An 18,103-nucleotide genomic window follows, 5' to 3' on the forward strand; every position below is an offset into this window, starting at 1 on the left:
TTTCTCTCATTATACAAGAAAGACCCTATAGAATAGACTTTTTTTTAAGTGTCTATTCTATAGGGTACATTTTAACTGCCTACTTCTTTATTTTTATTTCTCTTTTATATTCTTTTTTCGTTCCATCAGAGAAGACAACTTCTAAATCAACTTTTTGATAGTCTTTATCAAGTTTGAACACGTTCACTACTTGATCGATTACTTCTTGGTCAGCAGTATCTTTATCAAATTTTAATTCTTGTAGAAGTGGGCTTAATTTTGTGATAGCCTCGTCTCCTGTTAATTTTACATCTGCTTTATGATCTTCAATTTTTGCTTCCATTTTCTTATCAGCTGCTACATTTTTATAGTCTGCTTCGTAGTCTTTCTTTGTATCTTGGTAGTCTGCCTTTAAATCGAATTCATTGAAGTTTAGTTTTAAATCTGCAGGAGCCTCGTTTTTTGCTTCTTCAGTCGTCTTTTTATTAGAAGTTGTATCTTCTTTTGCAGGAGCTTTACATCCTGTTAATGCAGGTACTAGCATAAGAGCTAATAAAACTGATAGTAGAGTTCTCATTATAAATTCCTCCTTATGTAAATTCGTTCTATACAAGTTTTTCCCAAAAACATGTAATTATGTATGTGTTGAAAATAAATTATTATTCTGTAGTCATAAGGGCTAATCCGCAATTTAAATCAAAAACGATTTGTATGTATATGGTAAATTGAAGTTGTGAGAGAGGGACTAAAATGCATGAAGAGTATAAAGAGATAATAAAAAAATCAATTGAATATATAGAGAATCACTTACATGAGGAGCTTACAACAGAAAGAGTGGCATCTTACAGTGCAGTATCGATGTACCATTTTCATCGTATCTTTCAAAGATATGTTGGGATGAGTGTAACGGATTATATTCGAAAGAGAAGGTTAACTCATGCTGCGCAGACTTTAGTATCGACTGAAAGAGCAGTTATTGATATTGCAATGCAATATGGTTTTTCCTCACAAGAGGCATTTACGAGAGCTTTTAAAAGAATGTTTCAATTGCCACCAAAGAAATATCGAAAGTACTTCCAGTCATTTTATATAGAAAGAGAGGGTGTTTCAATGCAAAAAGGTATACCGAAAGGATGGATCTTAAGTGGAAGTCATCCTGCTGAATATGAGATGGGTTTAGATTATGAAGTTGTCCATCAAGGGAAAGTATCTGCATACATAAAAGCAAAAGAGAATGTTACGCACGGAGGATTTTCAACATTAATGCAAATGTTCAGAGCAGATAAATATGTAGGGAAGAGATTACGTTTTACAGCATTTGTTAAGAGTGAAAATGTAAGAGATTGGGCAGGATTGTGGATGCGAGTAGATGGAAAAGAGACAGAACCGCTTGCTATGGATAATATGCAAAATCGTCCCATTAAAAATACGAATAATTGGCAATCGTACTCAGTTGTATTAGATATAAAAGAAGGAGCGCTTGGTATTGCATTTGGTGTTTTATTATCAGGAGAAGGTTATGTGTGGCTAGATAGTATTCGATTTGATGAAGTAGATGAAAAAATTCCTACAACAGATTTGGCAGAGAACTTTTATGAAACACTCTTAGAAGAACCAGTGAATCTACAATTTGAAGAATTAGAAAAATAAAAAAAGGAGAAAAGATATGCTCAAATATGTAAAACTAATAAGTATTAGTTTAGTAATATCGTCTTGTATTATGGGAATTAATTATTTAGTTAGCTATCTTTGGTCAGGGCATATACCTTCTTTGACGTGGAGAACATATTTGATGTTTGTGTTTATATTTATGATGAGTTTTGGTTCCGTGCAAAAAGAAGGGAGAAAGGATTATTGACAATTATTAGAAAAGTTATATAATCTGAATGTAAGTGATCACTTGCATGAGGAAGAGAGGGTTTTATGGCGCGTTCAAAGACAGCAGAAAAAATTATTCAAGCAGCGATTGAATTAGTGAAAGAAAAAGGATATACAGCAGCGACAACGAAAGAAATTGCAATGCGTGCTGGTGTTAATGAAGTAACGATATTCCGCAATTTTAAAAGTAAGAAGGGTGTTATTGAAGCTGCGGTTGCTGAATTTTCATATGTACCGCATTTAAAGCAGTTTTTACAAACAGAAATTGTGTGGGAATTAGAAACGGATTTAAAGAACTTAGCAAGGCATTATCATAATTTTTTAGATGGGGTAAAAGATATTATTGCTATTGGTATACGTGAGGCTGGAGAATTTCCTGAATTAGACGGGGAAATTGCTAAAATACCACAAGGACTAAAAGAAGAATTAAGTATCTATTTTGCAAAAATGCAGGAAAAAGGAAACATTATTGATACAAATATTGAAGCGCAAGTAATGAACTTTATCTGGATTAATTTTGGATATTTCTTATCTAAATTACGTTTTGCCGATCGCCTGACAGAAGTTGATGATGAGAAATTTATTGAAAATAATATTGTTTTATATGCTAGGGCATTAAGACCCTAGTATTTATTTAAAATAAAATGCAAGCATGTACTTGCTTGTTGAGTGGGAGAGCGGGAAGATGGATACATTAAAACAGTTTTTGAAAAGACCAGGTACGTATGTAGGAATGATCGTAGCGCTATCATTCCAACTTATTTTCTTTTGCGTGTGGTTAACGGCATATGATGGAGTGAATGAACGAGCAGATCAAATGCGTATTGCTATTGTGAATGAGGATGCAAATATAGGGAGTAAAATAGCAGAAGGCTTACAGAGAAAATTTACCATTTCAAGTGAGGGCAGAACATTCTGTGGAAAAAGCAAACAAAGAAATGAATGACCATGTGTACAATATGATTATTGAAATTCCTGCTTCTTTTTCAAAAGATATAAATGAAACAGGAAAATCAAATTTAAACTTCCACATTAATCAAGCGAATGCCATGATGGCAAAGCAAATGATGGAAGGAGCTGCAAAACAAATTCGAGATAATGTAAATAAAGAGGTAGCAAGTTATAAGAAACAAGTGATTGTCGGAAAGCTACAAGCTGTAGGACATGAGAATGTAGAAGTGATAAAAGGGTTAACTGAAGATTCAATTGGTTTTACAGTTCATAAAGTAAATGATGCAAAAGGATTTTCAGTGAATATGGTACCGCTAATGATCGTATTAGCTTCATTTGTAGGAGCAATGATAATGAGTATGGAATTATCAAAAGTTGCAAAAGAAGTAAAGGGCAGTTGGAGTAATTTCTTATCAAGACAAATTATAAACGGTACAGTATCGATTTTACTTGCATGTATTACAATTGGTTTGATGAAAGGCTTCCAAATTGAGATGCACGAAACGGTATGGAGTATATGGGTGTTTCAAGCAATAGTCTTCTTCGCATTTCTTTCATTAACACAAATGTTTCTAACTGTGTTTGGAAACGCAGGTATGATTTTTAATATTATCTCACTATCGTTACAACTTGTAAGTTCCGGTGTAATTGTCCCACATGAGATGCTTTCTAAAACATATCAAACAATCGGCGGATTATTTCCTGCAACATATGCAGCGAATGGCTATTATACAATAATATTTGGAGGAGTTAGTTTAGAGAGAAATATTATTTCATTATTAGTTATTGTATTGGTTACACAATCAGTAGCAGTGATGACTTTAGCCATAAAAGGAATGGTAAAGGGAAGAAGAAGCTCTGTAGTTAAAGAAGCATAAAATAAAAAGGTATCCTCGGTGGGATACCTTTTTATTAGCACTTATTATTTTGCAACTTCTGTCCACTTGTAGTTAAACTCACCACCGAAGTCAGTTGTTACAAGTCCTTTAATGAAAGAGCGTTGTAAGTAAGAACGACCTTGTTGGTATAAAGGAGCGACAGCACCGTCTTGTAATAGAATTTTTTCAGCTTGCTTCATTGCTTCCCAGCGAGCTTTTTCATCACCAGCTAAATCTGTTTTTACTTTATGAATTAGCTCATCGTACTCTTTGTTAGAGTATTTATCGAAGTTGTAAGCACTATCTGTTGTAAATAAATCTAAGAATGTAATTGGATCAGCGAAGTCAGGGCCCCAGCCATCAATACCGATTTCATAGTCACCACTTAACAGTAGTTTTAACTGTTGTTTACGTGGTTGTGGTTTTAAATTTACTGTTAATCCATCTAAGTTCTTTTCTAGTTCACCTTTTAAATATTCACCAGTCTTTTTAGCTAAAGCATTATCACTTGTTAAGAGTTCAATTGTTACTTTGTCAGTACCCAGTTCTTGCTTCGCTTTTTTCCAGTTTTCTTTCGCTGTTTTCACATCATCTTTCACTAGATTTCCATTTTCTTTACGGAAGTCGTTGCCATCAGGACTTTTTGCAAATTTCGCAGGAACCATTCCTTCAGCTGCAACAGCGCCGTTATTTAAAATTGTTTCTACGTATGCTTTCTTATTCATTGCTCCGTTAATAGCAAGGCGTGCATGTTGATTTTTTAATGTTTCATTTTTTTGATTGAGTCGTAAAAATTGAATGCCAACTTCAGCGCGTTCTTTGAAGTTTGGATCGCCCTTATATTTATCAACAAACTCCGCAGTTAAAGCAACGCGATCAATTTGTCCTGAATCATATAAATTAACTTCTGTAGACTTATCTTTAACGACATTGAAGTTGATTTCTTCTAATTTCACCGTTTTAGCATCCCAATAGTTAGGATTCTTCTTCAGTTGGAAGCTTTGCTCGTGTTTCCAGTTATCTAATGTGAAGGCACCGTTGTAAATTAAATGATTTGTTTCTAAACCGTATTTATCGCCTTGAGACTTTAAATACTCTTCATTAATTGGTAAGAATGTTGAGAATGTCGTTAAACTTAAGAAGTAGGGAACAGGACGATCTAGTTGTACTTCTAATGTTTTGTCATCAATAGCTTTGACCCCTAGTTGATCAATCGGCAATTGTTTTTGGTTTATTTGTTTCGCATTCTTTATATCGAAGAATAAGAATGCATATTCAGCTGCTGTATCAGGGTTTACGGCACGTTGCCAAGCGAAGACAAAGTCTTTTGCTGTAACAGGAGTACCGTTTGACCATTTTGAATCACGCAGATGGAATGTATATTTCGTTTTATCGGGACTAACGTCAACCGACTCAGCGACACCAGGAATCGGTTTATTATCTTCTCCCATTGCATATAACCCTTCAAAAACATTACGCATTACGTTCATGGATTCCCCATCCGTTGCTTTTGCAACATCCATTGTTGGAATTTCTGAAGCAAATGATAAGTTAATTGCTTGTTTATCAGGTGCTTTATCATTTGCTTTCGCTCCGCTTGCGTTATCTTTATTTCCCCCGCAAGCAGTTAGTAATAGACTTGCCCCTAAAACAGATGCAACAACAGGTACAACTTTTTTCTTCATTGTTCGTTCCTCCCTAAATGTGTTGTTTCGTAACGTCATAATGTCCATGTTTTGAAGTGTATCTATAGAAGAAGAGAAAACCTATTATAAATATGTACATGTAGGTAATCAGGTGTTCTATATGTATATACATGTTGAACTATAATTTATCATTATATGCTTCGACGTAGTAGACGTTATATTATGATGGTGAAATATTTCGTTTCTTTGATTGTTTAGAATATTAACACTGGAGAGAACTATATGTCAATAATAAAAAGTTGAGCATTAATTTTTTGAAATAATATATTAAAAAAGCGGATTTCCTCTTATTGAGAATCCGCTTTTAATACATTTTTTTAATAAAATAATTACTGTAGATAGAAAAATATCGATTCAGCTTGCCTTTTATTTTTCAATTTGTGCCCATTTGAAGTTTAATTGACCTGCAAAGTCTACTTGCACAATTCCTTTCACATAAGAACGTTCTAAATAAGATTCGCCTTTTTGGTAAAGGGGAGCGATAACAGAGTCTTTAAATAATATTTTTTCAGATGCTAGTAATGCTTCCCAGCGAGCTTTTTCATCACCAGCTAAAGTCGTTTTCACTTTTTCAATTGTTTCATCGAATTCCTTATTAGAGTAATGATCTAAGTTGTAAGGGTTATTCGTTGTAAACAATTCAAGGAATGTAATTGGGTCAGCAAAGTCAGGGCTCCAGCCATCAATACCGATTTCATAGTCACCTTTTAATAAAAGTGAAACTTGTTGTTTACGTGGTTGTGGTTTCACATTTACTGTTAATCCATCTAAATTCTTTTCTATTTGTCCTTTTAAGAACTCACCTGTTTTCTTATCAAGGTCAGCATCACTCGTTAATAATTCTAATGTAATCTTTTCAGAACCAAGCTCTTGTTTTGCCTTTTTCCATAACTCTTGTGCAGATTTTGTATCAACTTTAGTTAAATCTCCATTTATAGTACGGAAGTCCTTTCCATCAGGCCCTTTTGCAAAGTTTTTTGGAACGAGACCAAAGGTTGGTGTAGAGCCATCATTTAATAACGTATTTACAAAGGATTTTCGATCAATTGTTTGATCAATTGCTTGGCGTGCAGAAACGTTTTGCAGTACTTTGTTTTGTTGATTCATACGTAAAAATTGTACGCCTACGTTCGGGCGTTCTTTAAAGTTTGCATCCTTTTTATATTTATCAACGAAATCAGATGTTAATTTTATACGGTCTAATTGTTTTGATTCGAATAAGTTTACTTCTGTTGATTTTTCTTTTACGACGTTAAAATTGATTTCCTCTAGTTTGACAGTATCTTTATCCCAATAGGTAGGGTTTTTCTTGAATTTAAAGCTTTGTTCATGCTTCCAATCGCTTAGTGTAAAAGCGCCGTTGTACAAGATTGTATTGTCTTCTAAAGCGTACTTATCACCTTGTTTTTTAAAGAATTCCTCGTTAATTGGTAGAAATGTTGGGAACGCTGTTAAGCTAATAAAATAAGGAACAGGACGCTCTAATTCTACCTCAAACGTATGGTCATCAACTGCTTTTACACCAAGTTGGTCGGCTGGAAGTTCTTTGTTGTTAATTTTTGTTGCATTTTTAATATCAAAGAATAGAAATGCATATTCAGAGGCTGTTGCTGGATCGACAGCTCTTTGCCAAGCGAAGACAAAATCTTTCGCTGTAACAGGAGTACCGTTTGACCATTTTGAATCTCGCAGGTGGAATGTGTATTTCGTTTTATCGCCACTTACTTCATGAGATTTTGCAACACCAGGGACAGGTTTATTACCTTCACCAAGGTTATACAAACCTTCAAATACGTTTCTCATTACTTGACCAGAATCAGTATCTGTAGCACGAGCTGTATCCATTGTTCGTATTTCAGTAGGTGAAGATAAGTTTAAAACCTGTTTACTAGGCGCCTCGTCTTTTGCATTTGCTCCGCTTGCTTCGTTTTTATAACTACCGCAACCAGTTAATAAAATACTTACTCCTACAACTGATGCAATACCGGGTACAAACTTCTTTTTCATTTGATTTTCCTCCTAAATAATTAAGTTTGGATGATGATGAGGGAAATGAAAAATAAAAAATCCCTCTTTTCATATTGAGAAAGAGGGATTTTTACGTACAAGTTATGCACCCGTATATAAACGAAGTCCCTCATTCTATCTTTCAAGCTATAAAGCTTGCAGGAAGTGGCACAGTATTCAAAAATGAACCTGCTGCCGAGGTTTCAAAGGGCCAGTCCCTCCACCTCTCTTGATACAATGAGTAAACGAATAAACTTTATTAATTTTTTTGTTTCTTTGATAATTCAAAATCTTACACCTTGGATGATGAAGTGTCAACTGAATGAAATATAGTTTAAATTTTCAGTTTTCTTTAACGAAAAACCACTGCATATGGCAGTGGTTTTTCTACTAGAAGTTAAAGTTATCTGGATCTGGACCAACGCGACGATCTTCATTTAAAGCTTGAATTGCTTTCATATCATCAGCACTTAATTCAAAGTCGAAGATGTTTGCATTTTCAATAATACGATGTTCTTTAATTGATTTGGGAATTGTTACAACTTCGTTTTGTAAATCCCAGCGTAAAATAATTTGCGCAGTTGATTTATTATATTTTTTCGCAATTTCTTGCAACGTTGGATTATCTAGTAGTTGTCCTTGCATTAACGGTGACCAAGCTTCAAGCTGGATATTATGTTCTTTACAGAAATCGTGTAATTCTTCTTGTGCTAAACGTGGGTGGTATTCCACTTGATTGACCATTGGCTTAATTTCAGCAATTTCAAATACGTCTTGTAAGTGGTGAATGTGGAAATTACTCACACCGATAGCGCGAACACGGCCATCTTTATAAAGCTTTTCTAACGCTTTCCATGATTCAGTATATTTTCCTTTTACAGGCCAATGTACTAAATATAAATCTAAATATTCTAGACCTAATTTTTCTAATGTAGTTTCAAATGCTTGAAGTGTTGTTTCATATCCTTGATCGCTATTCCATACTTTTGATGTAATAAATAATTCTTCACGTGCAACACCTGATTCACGGATTGCTTGTCCAACGCCTTCTTCGTTTTGATAGATTGCTGCAGTATCAATGCTGCGGTAACCATTTTTAATTGCTGATTTTACAGATTCAATTACTTCTGAACCATCTTCTACTTTAAAAACACCTAAACCGAACCAAGGCATTTTTACACCGTTATGTAACGTTGTATAATCTTTTAAACTTGTTAAATTCATATTATTTCCCCCTAGCTTTTTTGTTTGTTGCTTCTACTGCTTTTTGAATTGCCTCTGAAAAATTATATTCATATAAAGCTTTGAGACCTTCAGCTGTGGAACCACCTGGCGTTGTTACTTGTTCACGGAGGTTAGCTGGATCTTGTGTTTGTTCAAGCATAGAAGCAGAGCCAGAAATCATTTGAATGACAAGGTGTTTTGCGGTTGCTTCATCGACTCCATAACTTTTTGTTGCTTCAATTAAACTTTCAGCAAAGTAATAAAGGAAGGCTGGTGCACTTCCAGTAACTGCAGTAAGTTGATGAACTTCTTCCTCGGTACAAAGTTGCGAAGTACCAATGCCCCCTAAAAGCAATTGCAGGGTTTCTTGATCAGTCTCGTTTACGAATTGTCCCATCGTGTATAAGGAGATAGACTTACCAATTTCAGCAGCTGTATTTGGCATAATCCAAGCAACAGGCGTTCCTTTAGGAAGTCTTTCTTCTAAATAAGATGGGCCGATGCCGGCAGCTACCGTTACGACAAGTTGATTCGATAGTAACGGAGATAACTCTGCTAATAATTCTTCATGTGCAGAAGGCGGCATTGCTAAAACAATCGTATCAACAGATGTAACATGTTGCTTCCAATCTGTTGTAGTAGACACATTATATCGCGCTCGTAATTGATCTAGCTTTTCTACGTTGCTTCGGTTAGAAACGATAATCTCTTCGATGTATTCTTTGCTTGTTTTAAGTAATCCGGAAAATATAGCTTCTGCCATACGACCAGCACCAATAAATAGAATTCGATGTTTAGTTAGCATATCCTCTATTCCTTTCTAGTGGAGATATGTTATAAAAAACGATACCATTTTTAAGAGAATTTTGTAAAAAGAAAAGGCTTATTGTAGATGGAATAGATAATGAAAAGTAGGAAATTAATGGTGAAAGGGAGAGTGATTCCTTATACTGGTGATAGGGAATTTATTACACATCTGGGGAGAGATGATTATGATTAGAAGTCCGCTCTTTTTACTCATTACTAGTATTATTTGTGTATTGGTTGGATTGTATATTCAATCGAGCTATATTGAAATCTTTGCATCGGTCATGGGAATTATTAATGTTTGGCTATTAGCAAGAGAAAAAGTATCCAACTTTTTATTCGGTATGATTACCGTTGCGGTATTTCTGTATATTTTTATTACACAAGGTTTATATGCAATGGCAGTATTGGCAGGTTTTCAATTTATATTTAATGTATATGGTTGGTATCATTGGATTGCACGTAGTGGGGAGGAAGAGGTAAAAGCAACAGTTCGTTTAGATTTGCAAGGTTGGATTTTTTATATAATCTTTATTTTAGTTGCATGGATTGGTTGGGGGTATTATCAAGTCCATTACTTAGAATCAACAAGTCCATATTTAGACGCTTTAAATGCTGTACTAGGATTAGTAGCTCAATTTATGCTAAGTCGAAAAATCCTAGAAAACTGGCATTTATGGATTTTATATAATGTAGTTAGTATTTCAATTTATATCTCCACTGGGTTATATGTTATGCTAATATTAGCTGTTATTAATCTCTTTATATGTGTAGCGGGTTTGCTAGAGTGGAAGAATAATTATAAGGGCCAAAAACATACAAATAATTATATCTAGAAAATAATTAGAATTAAAAAACCCCTGAAGCATATGTGCTTCAGGGGTTTACTAATAGATTATAAGTTTATGCTTTTGTCATACCAAGTAATACAGCGCCGCCGATAATTAAAACGCTACCTAGTGCAATAAAGATCAATTGGCGTTTCGTTTTCTTTTCGCCTAAGAAGACAATCGCACCAAATGTTGAGATAACGATTCCAGTTTGAGATAATGGGAAGCTTGTTGCTACTCCGACACGTGGTAATGAAAGAAGTAAGAATAAGTTTCCAGTTCCCCATAGTAAACCAGATAAAGCGTTACGGATTGCATATTTGTTAAATGGTTTATGTTTAGATGTCAGTACAACCGCACCAACAAACATACCAACTGCTTGTGGTAAAATAGCAGACCAACCATCGATGTTATACCAACGAATAATAATTACATATACAAGATAGCCAAAAGTAGAAACAATTAAAGTAAGAAGTCCCTTTTTCAATTGTCCTGGTGGCTGAGCATTTTCTTTATCGTCTAATGATGTGAATACAACACCAACTACGATTAATAGGATTGCAATCGTTCCCAGAATAATCGTTGTAGTAGTAGTCCACTCACGGAAAGCGATAACCCCAAAGATAGAAGTTGCAACAAGTTGCATACCAGTAGAAATTGTTACAGTAGTTGAAACGCCTAGTTTTTCAACTGTTTTTAATTGGTTTACTTGTCCTAAAGCCCAGAATAAACCTGAAATAAAACCAACAATCAAGATTGTCATTGTTAAAGCTGGTTGAGTAAATACATACATAATTGTTGCGAAGAATAGAGCACCGATTGTCATACCTACCGTTTGGCTATATGCACCACCGCCCATTTTTACGCTTACTAATAAGATGTTTCCCCATGCAATTGCAGGAAGAAGCGCTAATAAAATGTCCATTACAAGACTCCCTTCGTTTTGCTATACCAATATAATTACATATCGTTCTAACGATCGGTAATGCCCCACTACTAGAGTAGAAGATTACCGATCGCTAAAACAGGATGAAGAATTCACGATATAAATGCGTTTTCATTTCTTCATTTTTTCAAACACCTCCATATAATAACAGGAAATTGCCTATTTTAGAAAGTAAATTCAAATAGAATGTATATTTAAATAAAATTTAAAATTCAGTCATTTCCCAGTGGTATATTTTTATTTCCTAAGAAATAAAAAAGCAGCTTCAAAAAGAGCTGCCTTAAGAGTTAGTAATTCTTTTATTAATAAGCTGAATACATAGCAAAAATAGGAGGGACATACTAATAGTGATAACTACTAGTGTCCAGGCGAGCTGCATATTACTTGTATCAATCGCCATGTAAATGGCAGTTGGGATAGTTTGTGTTTTACCAGGAATGTTTCCGGCAAACATGAGCGTAGCACCAAACTCACCAAGCGCACGAACAAAGCTCAAAATCATTCCACTTAGTAAGGCAGGAAATGCAAGCGGAAGTGTGACGTGTAGAAAAACTTGATATTCACTTGCACCAAGGTCACGAGCACTTTCTTCAATTTGTACATTCGCGATAGAAAATCCTGTTTTTGCTGATTGGTACATAAGCGGAAATGCAACAACTGTAGAAGCAATGATAGCAGCAGTAGATGTGAACATAATAGATTGCTGAAATATTGATTCTATCCACGTTCCAATAGGACTGTTATTTCCAAAAATGATAATGAGAAAAAAGCCGATTACAGTTGGCGGAAGTACCATTGGTAGTAAGAAAATAGTTTCTAATATTACTTTATATCTCCATGAGGAGCGTGCTAGCGCTCGTCCGATTATCGTTCCTAAAATGGTAACGATAATGGTGGCACATGCAGCTACTCGTAAAGATAGAAAGATTGGTGATAAAATAGTATCAAAGCTCATGGCAATTATGATAGGACTGTAAATCCGTATTTTTTAAAGATAGATTGTGCATCTTTTGACTGCAAATACTCATAAAATGAAGTCGCCTCTTTCTTGTGTTTAGATTCTTTTATAACACCTAAAGGATAGTGAATTGGCTCATGAGAAGTAGCCGCTGCTGTCTCACCAATTTTTACTTTGTTTGAAATAAGAGCATCTGTTTTGTATACAATACCAGCATCAACATTACCTGTTTCTACATATGTTAACACTTGGCGAACATCTTTTGTAAATACGACTTTATTTTGAATGTCATTCCAAAGATTTTCATGTGTGAGAGAAGCTTTTGCGTATTTTCCCGCAGGTACAGATTCAGGTGTACCAAGTGCGATTTTTTTTATTTTTTCATCTTTTAAATCTTGAATTTTTGTAAGAGAACTATCTTTTGGGACGACTAGAACGAGTTCGTTTCCAAGGAGATTTTTCCCCTCTTGTTCATTAATGAATCCTTTTTTAACGAGAGTTTGGAATTTATCTTCGGCTGCTGAGAAGAATAAATCAGCAGGTGCACCTTGTTCGATTTGTTGTTGAAGTGCACCAGAAGCGCCGAAGTTAAAAGAAAGTTTAATATTAGGTTCTTTTTCTTTATATTTTGTTTCAATTTCTTTTAGCGCATCTTGTAAGCTTGCAGCTGCTGATATAGTAAGTTCAACTGTTTTTCCTTCTTTAGCGGTTGATTTCTCTTTCTTCTCTCCGCTTGTACATGCAACACTAAATATAAGAAGAAAAGAAAGGATAAGTGCCCCGATGGATTGTAATGTAAACTTATTCATAAAAAATCCCCTTTCGTTTTGACATAATTAATTATAACTAAATATAACTAAATATAACTAGTTATAATTGAATATAATTTGAACGATGTAGTTATTTTTAAAATATAGGAGAAATATTCTTTTCTTTGTTACAATGAAGAAAGAAAGTGAGGAATCGTCTATGGATCATCATTCCTACACAACGGAAGAAGTAGCGAAGCGATTAAAAGTATCAAAATTAACTGTATACGATTTAATTAAAAAAGGAGAACTGCCTTCTTATAGAATTGGTAGACAGATGCGCATTGATGCAGCAGATTTAGAACAATATATTAAGCAAATGAAAACAGGTAACGTACAAGTTACTTCTGTAAAGAATGACAGTAATAGTATCTCGAATACATGTATTATTAGTGGACAAGAACTAACGTTAGACATGTTGGCAAAACGTATAGAAAATCGCCTGCCAAGTTCAAATATATTAAGGGCATATCAAGGTAGTTTAACGAGCCTAGTAAAAATGTATCAAGGAGAAGGAAGTATCGTTAGCTTGCATTTGTTTGATGGCGAAACGGGTACATATAATGTTCCTTACGTAAAACGTATTTTAGTAGGACAACCATGTACGATGATTAATTTATTAGCAAGGAACGTTGGGTTTTATGTGCAAAAGGGGAATCCTAAAAATATAAAAACATGGGCTGATTTATCTCAATCATCTATACGATTTATAAATCGAGAAAAGGGTTCTGGTATTAGGGTGTTAGTTGATGAACAATTGCGCATTCAAAATTTAAATAAAGAACGTATTAGTGGATATGAATGGGAAGAATCGAACCATCTTGGTGTTGCGACGCAAGTCGCGAATGGGAAAGCTGATGTGGGAGTAGGATCAGAAAAGTTTTCGCAAATTGTAAATGTAGACTTTATTCCAATCATGAAAGAGCAGTATGATTTAGTGATTTTGAAGAATAAAGAAAATGAAAAGCTGATCGAAGTTGTAAAAGACATTCTGCAATCGGAAGAATTTCATAATGAACTAAAAGCGATTGGCGGATATGATATGACGAAAACAGGTCAAACTATATATGAAACAAACTAAAAAGCTGCTTGTCTATAAGACGAGCAGCTTTTTCTATATATAAAGGGGTTTGGGGAAACAAAGTGTTAAACAAGACCTTTAGCAAGTGTGTAAATGAAAGCTGTAAGAAGAGTCGCTCCACTTGCAAGTCCGATAAAGTCTGATTTGTTAAATGTAATGTTGTTCATTATAATCTCTCCTTATTTGTTTAATGTAGTTGCAACAGCTTTTGCATCGACAAGTGCGGATAGCACCATGCCCATTATATTTAAAAATTTGTTTGATTTCATTTTGTTCATCATGCGTATCCGCTCCTTTTCGAATTGTTGTTGCCCTGCTGTATGTCTTAATTATAGGAAATATGATCGCCGGCAACTATCGAATTAGCTTACGGAAGACTTACACTTTTGTAAGAAAAAAAGACATTCGTGTAAGAATGTCTTTCAAAGCATATTAATGTGGTGGTGCTCTTCGATTGTTTTTAAAAAGCTACGCATTGAATTTGTCATATAGCTATCTTTACGGCGTATGAAAACCGTTGAAATACTACCGTATTTTTCAGGGATTGCATGGCAATGCACTTTACCTGCTTTAGAAAGATGATGGACAGCAGACTGTGGTACGAGTGTAATTCCAAGGCCGAGTGCAACACTGTTTAATATTGTCTCTAATATATTGAATTCCATAATTCTTTTTGGTAGCAAACCTTCATCTTTCAGCCATCGTTCTAGTTTGGAACGGTATCCACATCCTTGGTTAAAAACGAGTAAAGGCGTTGTTGTAAATTCTTCTATATGAAAAGCTTTATTTTGTGTTACAAGCATTAATTTCTCTGTACTAACATCGTATTGTTCAATAAGGGGATGTTTTATTGGCCCTGATATAAAAGCACCGTCTAATTGATGATCGAGTACTTCTCTAATTAATTCTTCTGTTAAACCTGCTTGTAATGATAAATCGACGTTCGGATAGCTTTTATAGTAAGAAGATAAAATGGTAGGTAATGTACTTACTGTTTCGACAGTACCGATTTTTAATATGCCAGAGGGTGTTTCACTATCTAAAAATACTTGTTTTAGCTCCTCAACATCTTGCAAAATTTTATTAACATAAACGAGCATTTTTCTTCCTTCAGCTGTTAAAGTCATGCCTCGTTTATGACGATAAAAGAGCGGTGTTTTCAGCTCGTTCTCCAGTTGTTTAATACGCGTTGTTACATTTGATTGTACGTAATTTAATTCCTTTGCTGCGCTACTTACACTACCTTGGTCAGCAACGCTTTGGAAGATTTGTAAATCTCTTAATTCCATAATACGATCCTCCTTGATGTTAACTATCATTATAAATGATAGTTAACATCATTTCGAATCATTTTACGTGATATATTTTTTCTTTTACAATTCTCTTTATGCAAATAGAAAGAAGTGGGGGATTGCGGTGAGAAAAGGTCAAATGATAATAGGCGCTTTAGCGTGTTTAATTGCAAGTATGTCATGGGGAGCAATGTTTCCAGTTGCTGATCATGCGTTAGAATACATAGATCCATTTTACTTTTCGCTTATTCGCTATGGAGCGGTAGCGATAATGCTGATTATATTGTTGTTAATGAAAGAAGGGAAACAGGCATTTCGTTTAGAAGGAAGAGGAAAGTTACTCGTCTTTTTCGGAACGATGGCGTTTACTGTATATAATGTACTTATATTTTTAGGTCAAATGTTAATGGGAAAATCAGGCGTGATGGTAGCCTCCATTATGGAAGCACTTATGCCGATGATTTCTATTTGTATCCTATGGGGATATAAGCGTGTAAAACCGAAAAAGTATATGATAACGAGCATGATTATCGCTTTTATAGGGGCTGTATTTGTTATTACAAAAGGTGATATGAGTTTCTTTTTAACATTGAAAGATAACATGTTTTCACTAGCATGTATATTTGTTGGAGTTGTAGGTTGGGTTATTTATACGATGGGTGGTCAAACGTGTAGCGATTGGTCGACATTACGTTATTCTACATTGACGTGTGTATTCGGTACAACCGTTACAGGAATTATAACGATAATTATAACGGCGTTTGGATATGTTTCAGTTCCGAGTATGAGAACGATTTTTATTGTGAAATACGATTTATTATTTATGATGACATTACCAGGAATAGTAGCGTTACTAGCTTGGAACTATGGTGTGAAAATTTTATCGTCCATTAATGGGATTTTATTTATTAATTTTGTACCAATTACAACTTTAGTTATTATGATGATGCAAGGATATCAAATAACAATGTTTGATATTGTAGGGACTTTACTTGTTATTGCGGCACTTATTCGTAATAATGTTTGTCAGAGGAAAGAAGAAAATATAAATAAGAAGATTTTACAAGAAGAGCAATTACGTCAAGCTGTTTAATAGGCAATTGGAGGATTTCACATGTTAGAAAGTTTATTGTTTTTCTTTGCCGTCGGAGTTGCTTGTGAGCTTGCAGCAATTAATCGAAATGGTCGTAAGAAGATAAAACAACAAGCTGAAATGATAGAGCTTTTAAAAGAGTTAAAAGAAAGAAACATTTAAAAAGACGACCGGGCATAGACGGTCGTCTTTTTCTATATAAAGGGGAAAGGGGACACAAAGTTATACAAGCGTAGCAGCGTAAATAAAAGCAGTAAGAAGAAGAGAGCCGCTAGCTAATCCTAAAAAATCTAATTTGTTAAAAGTAATGTTATTCATGATGCATTCTCCTTACTTATTTAATGTAGAAGCAACAGCTTTTGCATCGATAAGAGCGGAAAATACCATGCCCATTGTATTTAAAAGGTTGTTCGTTTTCAGCTTGTTCATCATATTGATCCGCTCCTTTTCGAATAATGGTTGCCCTGTTTCTGACTTAATTGTATGAAATATCGCAAGAAGTAACTATCGAATTAGCTTACAAGAAAATTACACTTTTGTAACAATTGAAATTTAACAATTAATACTCATTTTTATTACCAACTCCTATAACTTAGTGTTATAATTGAGGTAAGAAAATGACTATACTTCGGATGTTCAGAAAGGAACGAAACCAATGTATAAACCAATTACATTTTTGTTGAAATATATATTTAAAACAGCTGGGAAAGTAGAAGTGCAAGGAAGAGAAAAGCTACCAGAAGGTGGCCCGTATGTTGTTGCGTGTACACATACAAGTTTTATGGATGTATTAATGTTAGCTACAGGGATGTACCCAACAGAGATTCATTACATGGCCAAAAAAGAATTATTTGAAGGGAAATTCAAAAATTGGTTCTTTAAAAATGTAAATGCATTCCCTGTAGATCGTGCAAATCCAGGACCGAGTACACTTAAAATTCCATCACGCTTATTAAAAGAAGGAAAAGTGGTAGGGATTTTCCCGAGTGGAACGAGATCGACAGAAGATGTTTCGTTAAAAGCTGGTGCTGTGACAATTGCGATGCGTTCTAACGTTCCATTAATACCAGCAGCTTATGTTGGTCCATCAAGTGTAAAAGAATTAATAAAGGGGAAAAAGGCACAATTGATTTTTGGAGATCCGATTCAAATTGATGCTGAAGAACAAATAGATCGGAAAACAGTTATGAAAATGATGACAGACCAATTAAATGAGAAATTTGAGGAGCTAAAGGAAGCTTTGGAATCAAATCAAAAGTAAGAAAAGACGACCGGGCATAGGCGGTCGTCTTTTCTATTACTATTTATAATAAAGTGAAACTTTAATCAGTGGGGGGTCTTCATCCCCCACTGATTATTAGCCCTCACCAATCGGACTTTTATGGGCAGTTGATCCCCTACCTAACTTCTTTGCTTTCGTTGAATTTTGAGGTGGGGGTCTTACTGCCCATTAAAGTGGGATAAAGGGGAAAGGGGACACAAAATTTATACAAGCGTAGTGGCGTAAATAAAAGCAGTAAGAAGAATCGAGCCACTAGCCAGTCCTAAAAAATCTAATTTGTTAAAAGTGATGTTATTCATAATATATTCTCCTCGTATATTATATTTAAGCTGTTATTTCAGCTTTAAATTCCCTTAATAAGAGACCCGTAAATTAATACTTG

At 34.6% G+C, this 18,103-nt stretch carries 20 protein-coding genes, 1 pseudogene and 1 riboswitch; of the genes and pseudogenes, 9 read left to right on the plus strand and 12 right to left on the minus strand.

Going from position 1 to position 18,103, the window contains the following annotated elements; translation table 11 throughout:
• Positions 1 to 79 precede the first annotated feature (79 nt).
• Positions 80 to 556, minus strand: coding sequence for a YusW family protein (locus tag PDQ33_RS24555; RefSeq protein WP_270756765.1), 477 nt, complete (start codon positions 554 to 556; stop codon positions 80 to 82).
• A 173-nt stretch (positions 557 to 729) separates the two neighbouring features.
• On the opposite strand from PDQ33_RS24555, the gene PDQ33_RS24560 reads away from it, so the two are divergent.
• From PDQ33_RS24560 to PDQ33_RS24575, 4 genes and pseudogenes are all read left to right on the plus strand, one after another.
• On the plus strand, positions 730 to 1,629 hold the full coding sequence (locus PDQ33_RS24560) for a helix-turn-helix transcriptional regulator (RefSeq protein ID WP_000544209.1): 900 nt from the start codon (positions 730 to 732) through the stop codon (positions 1,627 to 1,629).
• A 16-nt stretch (positions 1,630 to 1,645) separates the two neighbouring features.
• Positions 1,646 to 1,837 (plus strand): hypothetical protein, encoded by a 192-nt coding sequence (locus PDQ33_RS24565; RefSeq protein ID WP_000922549.1) that lies wholly within the window; start codon positions 1,646 to 1,648, stop codon positions 1,835 to 1,837.
• Between the two features lie 65 nt (positions 1,838 to 1,902).
• Positions 1,903 to 2,484, plus strand: coding sequence for a TetR/AcrR family transcriptional regulator (locus PDQ33_RS24570; RefSeq protein WP_000124366.1), 582 nt, complete (start codon positions 1,903 to 1,905; stop codon positions 2,482 to 2,484).
• 58 nt (positions 2,485 to 2,542) lie between these two features.
• A pseudogene (locus PDQ33_RS24575) lies at positions 2,543 to 3,686 on the plus strand (YhgE/Pip domain-containing protein).
• 44 nt (positions 3,687 to 3,730) lie between these two features.
• Here the strand turns inward: PDQ33_RS24575 and PDQ33_RS24580 are convergent.
• The 4 genes from PDQ33_RS24580 to proC all read right to left on the minus strand — a co-directional run bounded on the left by PDQ33_RS24580 (position 3,731) and on the right by proC (position 9,428).
• Complete coding sequence (locus PDQ33_RS24580) at positions 3,731 to 5,371, minus strand: peptide ABC transporter substrate-binding protein (protein ID WP_000731078.1); 1,641 nt, start codon at positions 5,369 to 5,371, stop codon at positions 3,731 to 3,733.
• 387 nt (positions 5,372 to 5,758) lie between these two features.
• A complete protein-coding gene (locus tag PDQ33_RS24585) occupies positions 5,759 to 7,399 on the minus strand; it encodes a peptide ABC transporter substrate-binding protein (RefSeq protein ID WP_270756768.1) in 1,641 nt (546 codons plus the stop codon).
• Positions 7,400 to 7,531: 132 nt separating this feature from the next.
• A riboswitch (SAM riboswitch) is annotated at positions 7,532 to 7,638 on the minus strand.
• A 151-nt stretch (positions 7,639 to 7,789) separates the two neighbouring features.
• Positions 7,790 to 8,623, minus strand: a complete 834-nt coding sequence (locus PDQ33_RS24590) for an aldo/keto reductase (protein WP_001054823.1) — start codon at positions 8,621 to 8,623, stop codon at positions 7,790 to 7,792.
• A gap of 1 nt (position 8,624) precedes the next feature.
• The gene (proC, locus tag PDQ33_RS24595) at positions 8,625 to 9,428 is read right to left on the minus strand and encodes a pyrroline-5-carboxylate reductase (protein ID WP_000956262.1); all 804 of its coding nucleotides are present in this window, start codon (positions 9,426 to 9,428) and stop codon (positions 8,625 to 8,627) included.
• A gap of 187 nt (positions 9,429 to 9,615) precedes the next feature.
• On the opposite strand from proC, the gene pnuC reads away from it, so the two are divergent.
• Positions 9,616 to 10,266 carry a nicotinamide riboside transporter PnuC gene (pnuC, locus tag PDQ33_RS24600; RefSeq protein ID WP_000621368.1) on the plus strand — a complete coding sequence of 217 codons (651 nt, stop codon included), beginning with the start codon at positions 9,616 to 9,618 and terminating at the stop codon, positions 10,264 to 10,266.
• A 67-nt stretch (positions 10,267 to 10,333) separates the two neighbouring features.
• Here pnuC and PDQ33_RS24605 read toward each other — a convergent pair whose 3' ends face one another.
• The 3 genes from PDQ33_RS24605 to modA form a co-directional block, all read right to left on the minus strand.
• Positions 10,334 to 11,185 (minus strand): GRP family sugar transporter, encoded by an 852-nt coding sequence (locus PDQ33_RS24605; protein ID WP_000353544.1) that lies wholly within the window; start codon positions 11,183 to 11,185, stop codon positions 10,334 to 10,336.
• A gap of 301 nt (positions 11,186 to 11,486) precedes the next feature.
• On the minus strand, positions 11,487 to 12,161 hold the full coding sequence (modB, locus tag PDQ33_RS24610; protein WP_270756770.1) for a molybdate ABC transporter permease subunit: 675 nt from the start codon (positions 12,159 to 12,161) through the stop codon (positions 11,487 to 11,489).
• A gap of 5 nt (positions 12,162 to 12,166) precedes the next feature.
• Positions 12,167 to 12,973, minus strand: a complete 807-nt coding sequence (modA, locus tag PDQ33_RS24615; RefSeq protein ID WP_001032220.1) for a molybdate ABC transporter substrate-binding protein — start codon at positions 12,971 to 12,973, stop codon at positions 12,167 to 12,169.
• Positions 12,974 to 13,106: 133 nt separating this feature from the next.
• Here modA and PDQ33_RS24620 point away from each other — a divergent pair, with 133 nt between their 5' ends.
• The gene (locus PDQ33_RS24620; protein WP_000712212.1) at positions 13,107 to 14,054 is read left to right on the plus strand and encodes a helix-turn-helix transcriptional regulator; all 948 of its coding nucleotides are present in this window, start codon (positions 13,107 to 13,109) and stop codon (positions 14,052 to 14,054) included.
• A 65-nt stretch (positions 14,055 to 14,119) separates the two neighbouring features.
• Here PDQ33_RS24620 and PDQ33_RS24625 read toward each other — a convergent pair whose 3' ends face one another.
• Positions 14,120 to 14,221: a DUF3948 family protein gene (locus PDQ33_RS24625; protein WP_001060016.1), complete on the minus strand. Its 102-nt coding sequence runs from the start codon at positions 14,219 to 14,221 to the stop codon at positions 14,120 to 14,122.
• A 255-nt stretch (positions 14,222 to 14,476) separates the two neighbouring features.
• Positions 14,477 to 15,343 carry a LysR family transcriptional regulator gene (locus PDQ33_RS24630; protein WP_000423059.1) on the minus strand — a complete coding sequence of 289 codons (867 nt, stop codon included), beginning with the start codon at positions 15,341 to 15,343 and terminating at the stop codon, positions 14,477 to 14,479.
• Between the two features lie 127 nt (positions 15,344 to 15,470).
• Between PDQ33_RS24630 and PDQ33_RS24635 the strand changes: the two genes are divergently transcribed.
• Together PDQ33_RS24635 and PDQ33_RS24640 are read left to right on the plus strand one after the other, a co-directional pair.
• A complete protein-coding gene (locus PDQ33_RS24635; protein WP_142242855.1) occupies positions 15,471 to 16,439 on the plus strand; it encodes a DMT family transporter in 969 nt (322 codons plus the stop codon).
• Positions 16,440 to 16,460: 21 nt separating this feature from the next.
• Positions 16,461 to 16,601, plus strand: a complete 141-nt coding sequence (locus PDQ33_RS24640) for a YrzO family protein (protein WP_000894066.1) — start codon at positions 16,461 to 16,463, stop codon at positions 16,599 to 16,601.
• Between the two features lie 60 nt (positions 16,602 to 16,661).
• Here PDQ33_RS24640 and PDQ33_RS24645 read toward each other — a convergent pair whose 3' ends face one another.
• Positions 16,662 to 16,757, minus strand: coding sequence for a DUF3948 family protein (locus tag PDQ33_RS24645; RefSeq protein WP_001060007.1), 96 nt, complete (start codon positions 16,755 to 16,757; stop codon positions 16,662 to 16,664).
• Positions 16,758 to 17,094: 337 nt separating this feature from the next.
• On the opposite strand from PDQ33_RS24645, the gene PDQ33_RS24650 reads away from it, so the two are divergent.
• Positions 17,095 to 17,700: a lysophospholipid acyltransferase family protein gene (locus PDQ33_RS24650; protein ID WP_270756771.1), complete on the plus strand. Its 606-nt coding sequence runs from the start codon at positions 17,095 to 17,097 to the stop codon at positions 17,698 to 17,700.
• A gap of 224 nt (positions 17,701 to 17,924) precedes the next feature.
• Here the strand turns inward: PDQ33_RS24650 and PDQ33_RS24655 are convergent, their stop codons facing one another.
• Complete coding sequence (locus tag PDQ33_RS24655) at positions 17,925 to 18,020, minus strand: DUF3948 family protein (RefSeq protein ID WP_001060001.1); 96 nt, start codon at positions 18,018 to 18,020, stop codon at positions 17,925 to 17,927.
• Between the last annotated feature and the right edge of the window lie 83 nt (positions 18,021 to 18,103).

The organism is Bacillus cereus group sp. Bc031, from assembly GCF_027716265.1.
In the GTDB taxonomy this organism is placed as follows: domain Bacteria; phylum Bacillota; class Bacilli; order Bacillales; family Bacillaceae_G; genus Bacillus_A; species Bacillus_A paranthracis.

What these genes read in the sequence shown, in the direction of transcription:
- PDQ33_RS24570 (WP_000124366.1), top strand. Translation starts at nt 1,903, where the DNA reads ATGGCGCGTTCAAAGACAGCAGAAAAAATTATTCAAGCAGCGATTGAA.
- modA (WP_001032220.1), bottom strand. Translation starts at nt 12,973, where the DNA reads ATGAATAAGTTTACATTACAATCCATCGGGGCACTTATCCTTTCTTTT.
- PDQ33_RS24655 (WP_001060001.1), bottom strand. Translation starts at nt 18,020, where the DNA reads ATGAATAACATCACTTTTAACAAATTAGATTTTTTAGGACTGGCTAGT.
- PDQ33_RS24650 (WP_270756771.1), top strand. Translation starts at nt 17,095, where the DNA reads ATGTATAAACCAATTACATTTTTGTTGAAATATATATTTAAAACAGCT.
- modB (WP_270756770.1), bottom strand. Translation starts at nt 12,161, where the DNA reads ATGAGCTTTGATACTATTTTATCACCAATCTTTCTATCTTTACGAGTA.
- PDQ33_RS24590 (WP_001054823.1), bottom strand. Translation starts at nt 8,623, where the DNA reads ATGAATTTAACAAGTTTAAAAGATTATACAACGTTACATAACGGTGTA.
- PDQ33_RS24560 (WP_000544209.1), top strand. Translation starts at nt 730, where the DNA reads ATGCATGAAGAGTATAAAGAGATAATAAAAAAATCAATTGAATATATA.
- PDQ33_RS24605 (WP_000353544.1), bottom strand. Translation starts at nt 11,185, where the DNA reads ATGGACATTTTATTAGCGCTTCTTCCTGCAATTGCATGGGGAAACATC.
- PDQ33_RS24640 (WP_000894066.1), top strand. Translation starts at nt 16,461, where the DNA reads ATGTTAGAAAGTTTATTGTTTTTCTTTGCCGTCGGAGTTGCTTGTGAG.
- PDQ33_RS24565 (WP_000922549.1), top strand. Translation starts at nt 1,646, where the DNA reads ATGCTCAAATATGTAAAACTAATAAGTATTAGTTTAGTAATATCGTCT.
- pnuC (WP_000621368.1), top strand. Translation starts at nt 9,616, where the DNA reads ATGATTAGAAGTCCGCTCTTTTTACTCATTACTAGTATTATTTGTGTA.
- PDQ33_RS24645 (WP_001060007.1), bottom strand. Translation starts at nt 16,757, where the DNA reads ATGAATAACATTACTTTTAACAAATTAGATTTTTTAGGATTAGCTAGC.
- PDQ33_RS24555 (WP_270756765.1), bottom strand. Translation starts at nt 556, where the DNA reads ATGAGAACTCTACTATCAGTTTTATTAGCTCTTATGCTAGTACCTGCA.
- PDQ33_RS24620 (WP_000712212.1), top strand. Translation starts at nt 13,107, where the DNA reads ATGAAGAAAGAAAGTGAGGAATCGTCTATGGATCATCATTCCTACACA.
- proC (WP_000956262.1), bottom strand. Translation starts at nt 9,428, where the DNA reads ATGCTAACTAAACATCGAATTCTATTTATTGGTGCTGGTCGTATGGCA.
- PDQ33_RS24580 (WP_000731078.1), bottom strand. Translation starts at nt 5,371, where the DNA reads ATGAAGAAAAAAGTTGTACCTGTTGTTGCATCTGTTTTAGGGGCAAGT.
- PDQ33_RS24630 (WP_000423059.1), bottom strand. Translation starts at nt 15,343, where the DNA reads ATGGAATTAAGAGATTTACAAATCTTCCAAAGCGTTGCTGACCAAGGT.
- PDQ33_RS24625 (WP_001060016.1), bottom strand. Translation starts at nt 14,221, where the DNA reads ATGAACAACATTACATTTAACAAATCAGACTTTATCGGACTTGCAAGT.
- PDQ33_RS24585 (WP_270756768.1), bottom strand. Translation starts at nt 7,399, where the DNA reads ATGAAAAAGAAGTTTGTACCCGGTATTGCATCAGTTGTAGGAGTAAGT.